We start from the raw sequence: 13,199 nt of genomic DNA on the forward strand, positions 1-13,199 counted from the left end.
GCAACAATAAAAATAAAATGAGGACAAGATCTTGAATCAACTAACTAATCCAGTCGAAGTTCTTGGGATAGATGCCGGCGGCACTATGACCGATACATTTTTTGTACGGGCCGACGGGGAGTTTGTCGTCGGCAAAGCGCAAAGTAATATCAATGAATCACAGGCCGTTCTCGAATCCAGCACCGATGCGCTGGCGCACTGGGACCGTAAGGTTGAGGACGTGTTTCCGGAGATGGTCACCTGTGTCTTTTCCGGTACCGCTATGCTTAACCGGGTGGTGGGCCGTAAAGGACTGCGCACCGGTCTGATCGTCAGTAAAGGGTTTGAAGATTTTCATCGCATGGGACGGGCGATCCAGAGTTATCTGGGTTATGCCTTTGAAGACCGGATCCACCTGAATACTCACCGTTATGATGAGCCGCTGGTGGATATCAAAGATACCCGCGGGGTGACCGAGCGGGTCGATTCCAAAGGCAATGTGGTGATCGCAGTGCGTCTGCATGAAGCCCGTGAAGCGGCCCGGGAGCTGATTGAACAGGGTTGCAAGGCAATTGTTATCAGTCTGCTGAGCTCCTATCTCTACGAAGACCATGAAAAAGCGGTGCGCGATGCCTGTAAAGAGGTCGCCCGGGAAATGGGGGTGGATATACCGGTATTCGCATCAGTGGATTATTACCCGGTACGTAAAGAGAGCCATCGCACCAACACCACCATTCTGGAAGCCTATGCGGCGGAGCCATCACGGGCAACGCTGGGCACGATCAGTGACAGCATGAAAGCGGTGGGCGGTCAGTTTGACCTGCGGGTGATGGCCAGCCATGGCGGCACCATCAGCTGGAAAGCGAAAGAGCTGGCCCGCTCGCTGGTGTCCGGTCCTATCGGTGGCGTTATCGGGGCTAAATACCTGGGCGAAAAGCTGGGTTATGAAAACATCGCCTGTTCCGATATTGGCGGCACCAGTTTCGATATGGCGCTGATCACCAAAAACAACTTTGCCATCCATAAAGATGGCGATATGGCGCGCCTGGTGCTGTCTTTGCCGCTGGTGGCGATGGATACCATCGGTGCGGGCGCCGGTAGTTTCGTGCGCATCGATCCCCATGCGAACGCGATCAAGCTGGGACCTGACAGCGCCGGTTATCGCGTTGGCACCTGCTGGCCAGAAGGCGGCGTGGATACGGTGTCCGTCACCGACTGCCATATTATTCTCGGTTATCTTAACCCGGAAAATTTCCTCGGCGGGATTCTGGAACTGGATGTTGAGCGTGCCCAGCGTGAAATTAAACGTCAGATCGCTGATCCGCTGGGACTGTCCGTTGAGGATGCGGCCGCGGGTGTTATCGAGCTGCTGGATCTGTCACTGCGGCAGCATCTGCGGGCGATGATTACCGGTAAGGGTTACAGCCCGACCGACTTTGTCTGTTTCTCCTACGGTGGCGGCGGCCCGGTGCATGCTTACGGTTACACCAAAGGGTTGGGCTTTAAGGAAACTATCGTACCGGCATGGGCTGCGGGCTTTTCCGCTTTTGGTTGTGCCACGGCTGACTTCGAATACCGCTATGACAAGAGTGTTGATATCGGTATCACCGAAGAGTCCAGCCAGGACGACATCGCTGCGGCCACCACTACTTTGCAGGCGGCCTGGGATGAGCTGCGCAACAAGGTGTTGGAAGAGTTCCGCATTAATGGTTTCAAGGATGAGGAGGTGACGCTGACACCCGGATACTCCATGCAGTATCTCGGTCAGCTGAACGATCTGGAGATCGACTCGCCGCTGACAGCCCTGTCCGGTGCGGATGACTGGGATGCTCTGGTGCAGTCGTTCAACGATACCTATGCCCGTGTTTATGCCGATGCGGCCCGCTCTCCTGAGCTGGGATATGGCATTACCGGTGCGATTATGCGGGGTTCGGTGGTCACCAAGAAACCGAACATTCCGGTCGAGCCGGATGCCGGCCCAACCCCATCCGCTGAGTCCCGTCAGGGCACCCGTCCGTTCTATTACGAGAAGCAGTGGGTTGATGCCGACATTTTCAAAATGGAGCTGCTACAGCCGGGTAATCAGGTCAAGGGACCTGCGGTGATTGAGTCTGATGCCACTACCTATGTGGTGCCACCCGGCTTCGAGACCTTTCTGGATGTGAACCGTCTATTCCACCTGATTGAATCCAAGTAATCCGATAATAAATACAAGAAATTGAGGAAAACAGATGACTATTCAAGAAAAAATAAATGGGGCAGGTAGCCGAGCAGCCAGTTTGTTACCCAGCGGACTGACACTGAATGACCACCGCAATCTGATTTTGCAAAGAACGGAAGAGACCGGCCATTACAACGGGCTGGAAAAGCTGGAGTTTAAAGAGTCTGATCCGATTGGTTATGAGCGGATCTTCTCCAAGCTGCGTGCCGGTCTGGTTAACTCCCGCGAGGTCGCCAAGAAAATTGCCGCCTCACCGATTGTGGAGCAGGAGGGCGAGTTGTGTTTCACCCTCTATAACGTCGCCGGTGACTGTATTGCCACTTCAACCGGGATCATTATTCATGTGGGCACCATGGGGGCGGCCATTAAATATATGATTCAGAACAACTGGGAATCTAACCCCGGGATTAACCCCGGCGATATGTTCACCAATAACGACTGTCAGATCGGTAACGTCCACCCCTGTGATATCGCCACGATTGTACCGATCTTCCACGAAGGTCATCTGATCGGCTGGGTTGGTGGTGTCACTCACGTGATCGATGTGGGTGCGGTGGGTCCGGGTTCCATGTCCAATGGCCAGATTCAGCGTTTCGGTGATGGGGTGCAGATCACCTGCCGCAAAACAGGTGTTAATGATACGCCGCTGCGCGACTGGCTGCATGAGAGCCAGCGCAACGTACGCACGCCGAAATACTGGATTCTGGATGAGAAAACCCGGATTGCCGGTTGTCACATGATTCGTGACCTGGTGGAAGAGACGGTGCGCGAAGAGGGGATGGAAGCCTATGAGAAGTTCGCCACCGAGGTGATTGAGGATGGTCGCCGGGGTCTGGTGAGCCGGATCAAAGCGATGACCATTCCCGGTAAGATCAAAACCGTGGCGTTCGTCGATGTGCCTTATGCCCATGAAGATGTGGCGGTGCCATCACCGTTTGCCAAAATTGACACCATTATGCACGCCCCCTGTGAGATTACCGTCAAACCGGACGCCACCTGGCGACTCGACTTTGAAGGTTGCAGTCGTTGGGGCTGGCACACCTACAACGCCAACCCGGTCGCCTTTACCAGTGGTATCTGGGTGATGATGACCCAGTCACTGGTACCTACCGAGCGGATCAACGATGGTGCCCGTTATGCCACCGAGTTCCGTCTGCCAAAAGGCACCTGGACCAACCCGGATGACCGGCGTACCGCCCATGCGGATGCCTGGCACTTTCTGGTGTCCTCATGGAGTTCCCTCTGGAGAGGTATCAGCCGCACCTACTTTGGCCGTGGCTATCTGGAAGAGGTGAATGCCGGTAACTCAAACCCCTGTAACTGGTTACAGGGTGGCGGTATCAACCAGGAGGGCGAGATCCATGCGGTTAACAGCTTCGAAACGGCTGCCTGTGGTACCGGTGCCTGTGCGGTCAAAGATGGTCTTAACCATGCCGCCGCTATCTGGAACCCTGAGGGCGATATGGGTGATATCGAGATCTGGGAGCTGGCCGAGCCGCTGCTCTATATGGGCCGCACCATCAAGACCAATACCGGTGGTTACGGTAAGTATCGCGGTGGTCTGGGCTTTGAAACCCTGCGGATGGTCTGGGGGTCTGCCGACTGGACCATGTTCTTCATGGGCAACGGCTATATGAACAGCGACTGGGGGCTGATGGGGGGCTACCCGGCGGCAACCGGTTACCGTTTCGAAGCTCACAATACCGGCCTGCTGGAGCGGATCAAAGAGGGTAAATCTCTGCCGCTGGGTAAAGACCGTGATCCGGGCCAGTGCGAGCTTGAGAAGCACCTGGGGCCTGATGCGCTGGTGAAGCGGGATAAGCAGTGTATTACCACCGAAGCGATCTTTGAAAATGGCGATCTCTACCTGAACTATCTGCGCGGCGGCCCGGGATTTGGTGATCCATTGGACCGTGCTATTGCCGATGTTGAAAACGATCTGAATCAGAACTTCGTCTTGCCGGAGTTTGCCGAAAAGGTCTACGGCGTGGTGATTTCGCAGGATAAAGATGGCACCTGGAGTGTTGATGGGCAAAAAACAGTTGCCCAGCGTGGCGCGATTCGTCAAGCCCGGATCGCCCGGGGTAAACCTACCCGTCAGTGGATGGAATCTGAGCGTCAGCGGATTATCGATAAGGACGCTTCGGTACAGGTGCAGCAGATGTTCGCCTCCAGCTTCTACCTGTCAGAGCGGTTCCTCAATGAGTTCAAAACATTCTGGGATCTGCCGGCCAGCTGGGAGCTGAAAGAGGAGGAGCTGGGTATTCCAATGTTTGGTGCCAAGCACCACATGGACCTGAGCGAACTGCCTGATGTGCATCCGGTAATCATGACTGAGCAGTAAAAGGCTGACGGAGGGGTGCCCGGCACCTCTCCTGATCACCTTATATAGCTATTAACTCAACGCTAAAAACTCGAATCTAAAAACAATAAAGAGAGACCGATTATGTCAAATTTCACAAAAAAACAGGTGTCCGATCTGGTTAAAGGCAGCCTCGACTGGGATACCCTGCACATGATGCTGTCCATGCCTAAGGACAAAGAGCGTTATGCCAACTATATGTCGGTACTGCAGGACCAGGTGTCCTGGGACGATAAGATCATCATGGCGTTTGGCCCGCACCTCTATCTGGCCGAAACCACCGCCGATAAAACCCTGGTGACCAAGTGTTCCTGTGGCCATGACTTTGGTGACTACCGCACTAACTGGAAACTCAATGCGTTGGTGTATGTGCGCGATGATGAGGAGAAGATGCAGGAGGTTTATCCCAAGCTGATGGCGCCTGACACCAACTGGCAGGTCTACCGTGAATACTACTGCCCGACCTGTGGTGTGATGCATGATATCGAAGCGCCAACCCCCTGGTATCCGGTGATTCATGACTTCCAGCCCGATATTCCGGCGCTGTTTGACTGGCTGGATCTGCCTGCCCCGGTTAACGCGTAATTGAAGCGGCTTGAATAGGACACACTTCCGGTCGCCGTTGGCCGGAAGTTTTCCTCACCGCGCATTCGTTACTCAACCTTTTGCTACCCCTCTTTACTCTCAATGGAGTTTCCTATGTCAGATAACCATCAACAGCATCAGGGCGCAGACTCACCCTTCTTTGCCCTGCAGAAGATCTATGTCAAAAACTCATCGTTTGAATCACCCAACTCAGCCAGGGTGTTCCGCTCAGAGTGGCAGCCCACGGTAACGATGGATCTCAACACCGCCTTTGAACAGATTGAAGAAGGCCTTTATGAGGTGCTGCTGTCAGTTTCGGTCACGGCGAAAAACCAGGATCAGCTGGCGTTTGTGGCAGAGGTTGATCAGGCCGCGATGTTTATGATTTCCGGTTTTCCCGCACAACAGCAGGCGGAGGCGCTGGGTTCGGCCTGCCCCGCAGTGATGTTCCCTTATATTCGTGAAACCATCGACCAGTTGATGGTTAAGGGTGGTTTCCCGCCACTGATGATGGCGCCGGTTAACTTCGATGCGCTGTACGCCGAACAGAATCGCAAATCGGCATAACCGTCACCGGGTTATCTGAGGGCTTTCGCTTATCGGGGGGCCCTGGGGAAATAGTTCCACAGAAGCAGCCAAGGATGGTACCCCTTTCATCTCTGTCGATCAGGCAGATGGAGGCTAACAATGTCAGAAAGTCGACGTCTTTTATTGCTGAAGCTTCACTCCTGCCGCCAACTATCGCTGTGGCAGAACACCGTTTGCAGAGTATTGCGATCCGGCGTTTGTCTGTTGCAACGGGCAGCAAACCGCTTTGATCAGAAGCTTGCCGAGCAGATCAGTAACAGTGAAAAAGCAGACTCTGCCCAGCATTAACCCAGACCGTTCTGACCGCAATAAAATGCCGTGGCTGAGGAGATCAGGACGTTCCGTAATAAGGAATTACTAAGCAGGTTCTTTGTGCAGATCTGTTATCCGGGTTTCCATGTTGTTGCATAAACTCCCTGAATATTGGGATTAAATAGGGCGAATATAATATAAATGCGCCAAAATAATGCATTATTAAAATCATCGATCATCATCAAATCTATCTGTTTGTGCATGTTGCACTGTTATACTTTAATCGTAAAGTTCAGCAGGAACAGCGGCAGGATAGGTTACCCATTTCGCTTTGGAGTGGTATAAGCTTTGCTGCTAGCAGGTTGTATAAAAAACTCAATCAACCTGAAAAATTTAGCGGAGCCTGATATGGAACCATCGGATTATCCACTGAGTGAAGTGCCTGAAACTGATCGTAAGGGCCTGCTCTCTACATCTGTGCTATTGCTCGGTTTTACCTTTTTCACCGCCACCATGTGGGCCGGTGGAACCCTGGGTAAGGCATTCTCTTTCGGCGAACTGATGCTGGTGATTATGCTGGGCAACCTGTTGCTCGGCATCTACGCCGCTATGCTTGCTTATATTGCCTGTAAAAGTGGCCTTAACTCGGTGTTGATGGGGCGTTTCTGCTTTGGTGAGCTCGGCAGTAAATTGTCAGATTTTATTCTGGGTTTTACCCAGATCGGCTGGTACGCCTGGGGGACTGCGACGGTGTCTACCGTACTGGTGAAAACCACCGGACTGCCTGCCAGCTTTGAAACTCCCCTGATGATCGCCTTCGGTATGGCCTTTTGTATCACCGCTATGATTGGTTACCGTGGTCTTGACTGGTTATCCCGGTTTGCGGTGCCTTCAATGATGCTGTTTATTCTCATCAGCCTGTATACCGGAATGATCGATATCGGCGGTTTCGGTGGCTTGATGTTGCAGTCGCCAACGGAGAGCCTCAGCTGGGCTGCGGCGGTCACCATGATTATTGGAACCTTCGTCAGTGGTGGCACGCAGGCAACTAACTGGAGCCGGTTTGCCAAAACGCCCAGGATTGCCGTGATCGCGACACTGGTTGCATTCTTTTTTGGTAATGGTCTGATGGTGCTGACCGGTGCGCTGGGGACCATGATTTACCAGCAGGCGGATATTGTCGATGTGATGATTGCCCAGGGATTTGTGGTATTGGCGGTGCTGATGCTACTGATGAATATCTGGACGACTCAGGATAATACCATCTACAACTTCGCCGTGGCGGGCTGTAATTTGCTGCGTACGGATAAACGCCGTCTGGTCACCGTTGTTGGCGCTGCCATCGGTACGGTGCTGGCGGTGGGAGGGATGTATAACCTGCTGATCCCGTTCCTGATTCTGCTGGGTACCTTTATTCCGCCAATTGGCGGTGTGATTATGGCTGACTTCTGGTTCAACCATAAAGGTGACTACCCCACGCTGGCAACGCAGAATCTGCCTGCGTTCAACTGGTTGGGGCTGGCGGCCTATGGCATCGGTTCTCTCGCTGCCTATAGCTCGTCGATGTTGCCGCCGGTGGTTGGGGTCGTGGTGGCGGCGGTCAGCTATATCGTTTTACTACGGCTGCCGTTTGCCAATTCGTCCCCTGATATTGTGAAAAACTGATGCCAATACTCTGTGCGGATATTCCCCGTTTGCCTGGCCTTGAAAGTATCTGTCTGGTGGCAGGGTTACGTGGCAGCCAAATCTCTGTTCGTTGGCCCTATGTCGCGGAAGATGAGACCCTGGGGCCGTGGTTGCGGGGTGGAGAGCTGATCTTTGTTACCGGCATTAATCAGCGGCGTAGCGAGCAAAATCTGCAACAGCTGATGCGTGAGGCGGTTGAACACAAGGCCGCCGGCATTGTGGTCCTGACAGGATCAGAGTTCATTCGCTCGATTCCGACGAGCGTGAAAGCACTGGCAAATGAACTGGGGTTTGCGCTGTTTGAGCAACCCTATTCACTGCCGATGGTGCAGGTGACTGAGGTGATCAGTAATGCCATCGTGCAGGATAATCTGATTGGCCAGTCGACCCGCCTGTTCCTCACCCGTCTGATCAATGGCTATGCGGATACGCCGGAGCTGATCCATCTGCGTGCGGCTGATCTGGGGTTGAGTGATACCCGGCCCTATGCGGTGCTGGCGTTGCGGCTGAAAGGTTTTAGCCAGCGTCTGAGTCGTGATGATCCGGCGGATCAGTGGAAGTTTATCCATGAGCGAGCGCTGCTTGGGGAGCAGCTGACAGAGTTGCTGATGCGCAGGGGGATTGACTGGCCGGTGCTTGAGTATGAACAGGATCTGTTAGCTATTTGGCCAACCACCGCGGCGCACTCTCCGGCACTCTCTGAGGAGTTGACCCAGGCCCTTGAACGGTTAAGGCCCGATCTTGAGGTGTTTGCCGGTGTCAGTGATCTGCAACCGGGGCTGAGCACCATTGCGAAAGCTGCCGAACAGGCCCGGCATGCGGTGCAGTTTGCGGTGCAGCAGGATCAGGCGCTGTTTTTTTATGACCAGCTGGGGATTGCCCGGTTGTTTGATGCCATACCACAACGTAGCGTGTTGGCACAGTTTTGTCAGCAGCAACTGGGGTCGTTGTGCTTTGCCCGTGATCCTCGCTCGACTATGCTCAAGGAGACCCTGACTCAATTTATGAACTATTTTGGCAACCAGCAGCAGGCGGCTGAGTCGTTGGGAATTCACCGGAATACCCTCAGTCACCGGTTAAAACGGATTGAGCAACTGATCGATTGCCCGCTGAATGACCCCTTTGCCCGGCTGAATCTGCAAAGCGCATTATTGATCGAGCAGATTCTGTTTCAACATCATAATATAGAGAGTTAACGCGAGAATACCTATGGAGATTGTCAACGCTCGCCTGCGACAGAGTACGGCGCTGTATACCCTGGAGATCGATAATGGCTATTTCTCAGCGATCAGCCAGCAAAGCGCCCGGGTAAGCGCGACAGCCGGTCAGATTGATGCCGATGGCAAGCTGGCCTGTGCGCCGTTTGTCGAGCCTCATATCCATCTGGATGCAGCGCTGACGGCGGGTGAACCCAACTGGAACCAGAGTGGCACCCTGTTTGAGGGGATCGAACGCTGGGGCGAGCGCAAACCCCTGCTTGATGAAACGGACATCCGCCGCCGGGCTTTGCAAACCATTGAGCTGCTGGTGCAGAACGGCGTGCAGTACATCCGCACCCATGCCGATGTCAGCGATCCCAGTCTGGTGGGGCTGCGTACTCTGTGTGCTTTGCGCGATGAGCTGGCCGGTAAGATAGAGATTCAGGTGGTGGCATTTCCCCAGGAAGGCTTGCTCTCTTTTCCGGGCGGGCTCGGGTTGATGGAGGAGGCGTTGCAGATCGGTGCCGATGTGGTGGGGGGGATTCCCCACTTCGAATATACCCGTGAGCTGGGTGAAGCGTCGATGAAGAAGGTGATCGGACTGGCGCAGCAATATGACCGGCTGGTGGATGTCCACTGTGATGAAACCGATGACCCGAACTCACGCTTTCTCGAAGTATTGGCGGCCGAAACTCTGTTCAACAATATGGGGGCGAAAGTTACCGCCAGCCACACCACCGCAATGGGCTCTTACGATAACGCCTACTGTTCAAAACTGTTCCGCCTGCTGAAAAAATCAGGCATTAATTTTGTCTCCTGCCCCACTGAGAGTATCCACCTGCAGGGCCGTTTTGACAGCTATCCCAAACGTCGTGGCCTGACCCGGGTGAAAGAGCTCAATGCTGCCGGTATCAATGTCTGTTTTGGCGAGGACTCCATATTTGACCCCTGGTACTCACTGGGAAATGGTAAGTTGCTGCGTACCCTCGATTTTGGTTTGCATATCTGTCAGATGATGGGCTATGCCGACTTCAGTCAAGCACTGGATCTGATCACTGTTAACAGCGCCCGAACACTCAATGTTGATCATCGCTATGGTATCGCCGTCGGTAAGCCCGGCAGCTTTATTCTGCTCGATGGTGAAGATGACTATTCGGTGATTCGACGTCAGGGTGAGGTGCTGTTATCGGTACGCAATGGTGATCTGATTATGCAGCGCGAGCCTGCCCGTGTGGTCACGCCTGAGTGGATTACCGATGTTGACTGACCCTGATTGAGATTATCTGAATTTAGCCTCCAATTTGATTATTGTTACCGTAGGCAATGCCGGTATAACAGGATAGGATTGGCATTGGCATTTTTGTGATGCGCGGTTAAACACACTCAAGGAGTTCGGAAGATGATCGATCCCGTCAGTAGCTTTGCGATTGAATTCGTAGCAATCCTGGGCGGCATCCTGCTGTTGATCTTCGTCGGTGGGCTGATTGCCGCACTGATTATTTATCAGATCGATAAGCATCAGACCAAACAGACCATTCGGCGTAACTATCCGCTGTTTGGCCGTTTCCGTTATATGTTTGAGCATCTGGGGGAGTTTTTCCGCCAGTACTTCTTTGCGATGGATCGTGAAGAGATGCCGTTTAACCGGGCGCAGCGCAGCTGGTGTTACCGGGCGGCAAAGAATATTGATAACACTATCGCTTTTGGTTCATCCCGCGATCTGCGGGTGCCGGGCACCTACTATTTTCTGAACTGCCCCTTTCCCACCCTGGAAGAGCATGCGGTGAAAAATCAGCCCTTGCGGATCGGACCATTTTGCCGTGAGCCCTATGATGCAAAATCCTTTTTCAATATCTCGGGTATGAGTTATGGAGCGATCTCTAAACCTGCCATCCTGTCGTTGTCGAATGGCGCCCGGGAAGCCGGTTGCTGGATGAATACCGGAGAGGGGGGCTTATCCCCGTTTCACCTGGAAGGGGGCTGCGATATCGTCTGCCAGATTGGTACCGCTAAATATGGTATGCGTGATGATCAGGGGTTACTCAGCGACGATAAGCTGAGAGAGAAAGCGGCCTATAATCAGGTGCGGATGTTTGAGATCAAGCTGAGTCAGGGGGCCAAACCGGGTAAAGGTGGTATGTTGCCCGGAGAGAAGGTGACGCCTGAGATCGCGGCTATTCGTGGTATTCCTGAAGGGGTTGCCTCGATCAGCCCGAACCGGCATCCGGAGGTTAATTCGGCTGATGATCTGCTGGACATGGTGTGTCATATTCGTGAGGTCACCGGCAAACCGGTTGGATTCAAACTGGTGCTGGGTTCCACAGACTGGCTGGATGAGTTCTGTGAACGGGTCATCGCCCGGGGGCTGGAACAGGCGCCGGACTTTATCACCCTGGATAGTAGTGATGGTGGTACCGGTGCTGCGCCGATGCCATTGATGGATAGTGTCGGTTTGCCATTACGGGAGAGCCTGCCAATCCTGGTTAACAAATTGATTATGCACGGCCTCAAAGAGCGCATCCGGGTGATCGCTTCGGGTAAGTGTATCAACCCTACTGATGTCGCTGCGGCGCTTTGTCTGGGCGCTGATTTCATCACCTCGGCGCGCGGTTTCATGTTCAGCCTTGGCTGCATTCAGGCGCTGAAATGCAACAAGAACACATGCCCGACCGGCATTACCACCCACGATAAGGATCTGCAGCGGGGGCTGGTACCAGAAGATAAAGCGGTCAGAGTCACTCATTACCATGATAATCTGGTACATGAGGTGGAGATGATTGCGCACTCCTGTGGCGTGCCGGAGCCGCGAAAACTGAAGCGTAAACATGCCGCGATAGTGATCGACAGTGGCCGCTCAGTACCCCTGGATATTCTCTATCCAGAGCTGTAATAAAGTAGAAGGACAGTAAAAGAGCCTGCAATCTGGATGCAGGCTTTTTTATGATTCAGGTTCAGATATCTTTAAACCAGAGTTCATCATTAATCTGATATTCGAGCTCTTTGCGCTGTCGGCGCTCTTCGATGGCGCGTCTGACCGCCAGGCTTTTCTGGCTGGCTATTTTCTGCTTAGCCTGCTTCTCATGCTCCTCAATACCGACGATGATATCGAAGACCGTTGTCTGGAGTTCGTTCAGATCCTGATCTTTCCGTATAAGCATAGCAAGTACTCCTATACCCTCTGTAAAAGTCCACCTGAAAGCCTTCACGCAGGACAGGCTAACAGACCGTTTCGCATTTCTGATTAACAGGGAATCTCTTTTTTATACCAGAAAAAAGAGAATTTCAATGCGTCAAATGCCTTATAAAAGGCGCTAACGGGGCAGATAGTGGCGTAAAAATGTTACAGAAAGAGGAAACTACGCAGATTTTTATTCGTCAGGTTTTCGCAGTGGCAGGCGTTTATCATTCTGGCGCAGGCTTTTCAGGCTGCGTTTAATCGTCTTCAGATGGTCCAGCAGTCCCGGCCCCAGCTTCATCGCCACACCGACGGCCAGCACATCAATAACCACCAGGTGAACCACCCGGGAAGACATCAGCGTGCTGAGGTCTTTATCCTCTTCCAGATCGATATGGATGGCGATACTGGCGAGATCAGACAGCGGTGTATTGCTGGGGCAAAGGGATATTACGGTGACACCGGCATCCTTGACCAGCTTGACCGCATGCAGCAGGTCTTTAGTACGCCCGGTCTGAGAGATGGCGATGACGACATCCTGTTCCGTCAGCGTGGTGGCAGAGATCATCTGCATGTGCGGGTCTGAATAGGCCGAGGCGGCAATTTTCAGACGGTGAAACTTATGTTGTGCGTCATTACATACCGGTGCGGATGCGCCAAAACCATAAAGCTCAAGACGGTTGGTACTGGCTATCGCATTGATCGCTTCTTCCAGCGTATTCGCATCCAGCTCTTCCCGAACCCGCATCATATTACCGACCGTAGAGTCGAAGATTTTCTGCTTGAACTCGCTGACTGTATCTTTGCTGTTCAGGGAGAACTGTTCGAAGTTGGCGTTGCTCGCCAGCCCCTGAGCCAGAGTCAGTTTAAAGTCCTGAAACCCGTCATAGTGCAGCGCACGACAGAAACGTACCACAGTGGGCTCGCTCACATTCGCTTCAGACGCCAGATCAACAATCCGCATATGGATGACATCGGATGGGTTGTCCAATACGTAATCGGCAACTTTTTGCTCTGATTTGCGCAGACTGGCCTTTGCGTCAGCGATCGATTTAAGAAGATTAAGCGGCTGCAAGCTGGTTTCCGTTTTCAGGTTAGGCATAACGGAACAGAGTATATCAGTAATTCTGATCAATAGAATAAATGCGTCTC

11 protein-coding genes are annotated in these 13,199 nt (G+C 53.1%); 9 read left to right on the forward strand and 2 right to left on the reverse strand.

Annotated features, from left to right (window positions below; all coding sequences use genetic code 11):
* Positions 1–31 precede the first annotated feature (31 nt).
* The 9 genes from ACQY8X_RS08265 (at position 32) to ACQY8X_RS08305 (ending at position 11,762) form a co-directional block, all read left to right on the forward strand.
* Positions 32–2,176: a hydantoinase/oxoprolinase family protein gene (locus ACQY8X_RS08265; protein WP_428034678.1), complete on the forward strand. Its 2,145-nt coding sequence runs from the start codon at positions 32–34 to the stop codon at positions 2,174–2,176.
* Positions 2,177–2,210: 34 nt separating this feature from the next.
* Positions 2,211–4,544 (forward strand): hydantoinase B/oxoprolinase family protein, encoded by a 2,334-nt coding sequence (locus tag ACQY8X_RS08270; protein ID WP_428034679.1) that lies wholly within the window; start codon positions 2,211–2,213, stop codon positions 4,542–4,544.
* 102 nt (positions 4,545–4,646) lie between these two features.
* Positions 4,647–5,147 (forward strand): acetone carboxylase subunit gamma, encoded by a 501-nt coding sequence (locus ACQY8X_RS08275; protein ID WP_091354115.1) that lies wholly within the window; start codon positions 4,647–4,649, stop codon positions 5,145–5,147.
* A gap of 114 nt (positions 5,148–5,261) precedes the next feature.
* On the forward strand, positions 5,262–5,714 hold the full coding sequence (secB, locus tag ACQY8X_RS08280) for a protein-export chaperone SecB (RefSeq protein ID WP_428034680.1): 453 nt from the start codon (positions 5,262–5,264) through the stop codon (positions 5,712–5,714).
* A 120-nt stretch (positions 5,715–5,834) separates the two neighbouring features.
* On the forward strand, positions 5,835–6,023 hold the full coding sequence (locus ACQY8X_RS08285) for a hypothetical protein (protein ID WP_428034681.1): 189 nt from the start codon (positions 5,835–5,837) through the stop codon (positions 6,021–6,023).
* Between the two features lie 372 nt (positions 6,024–6,395).
* Complete coding sequence (codB, locus tag ACQY8X_RS08290; protein ID WP_428034682.1) at positions 6,396–7,652, forward strand: cytosine permease; 1,257 nt, start codon at positions 6,396–6,398, stop codon at positions 7,650–7,652.
* Positions 7,652–8,869, forward strand: coding sequence for a PucR family transcriptional regulator (locus ACQY8X_RS08295; protein WP_428034683.1), 1,218 nt, complete (start codon positions 7,652–7,654; stop codon positions 8,867–8,869). Before codB ends, ACQY8X_RS08295 begins: the two co-directional genes overlap by 1 nt.
* A gap of 13 nt (positions 8,870–8,882) precedes the next feature.
* Positions 8,883–10,139 (forward strand): cytosine deaminase, encoded by a 1,257-nt coding sequence (codA, locus tag ACQY8X_RS08300; protein ID WP_428034684.1) that lies wholly within the window; start codon positions 8,883–8,885, stop codon positions 10,137–10,139.
* Positions 10,140–10,271: 132 nt separating this feature from the next.
* Complete coding sequence (locus ACQY8X_RS08305; RefSeq protein WP_428034685.1) at positions 10,272–11,762, forward strand: FMN-binding glutamate synthase family protein; 1,491 nt, start codon at positions 10,272–10,274, stop codon at positions 11,760–11,762.
* A 61-nt stretch (positions 11,763–11,823) separates the two neighbouring features.
* Here the strand turns inward: ACQY8X_RS08305 and ACQY8X_RS08310 are convergent, their stop codons facing one another.
* On the reverse strand, positions 11,824–12,030 hold the full coding sequence (locus tag ACQY8X_RS08310) for a PA3496 family putative envelope integrity protein (protein ID WP_428034686.1): 207 nt from the start codon (positions 12,028–12,030) through the stop codon (positions 11,824–11,826).
* Positions 12,031–12,240: 210 nt separating this feature from the next.
* Positions 12,241–13,122, reverse strand: a complete 882-nt coding sequence (locus tag ACQY8X_RS08315; RefSeq protein ID WP_428034687.1) for a MurR/RpiR family transcriptional regulator — start codon at positions 13,120–13,122, stop codon at positions 12,241–12,243.
* Positions 13,123–13,199: the final 77 nt, after the last annotated feature.

Origin of the sequence: Amphritea sp. (assembly GCF_050300915.1) — a bacterium.
Taxonomy (GTDB): Bacteria; Pseudomonadota; Gammaproteobacteria; order Pseudomonadales; family Balneatricaceae; genus Amphritea.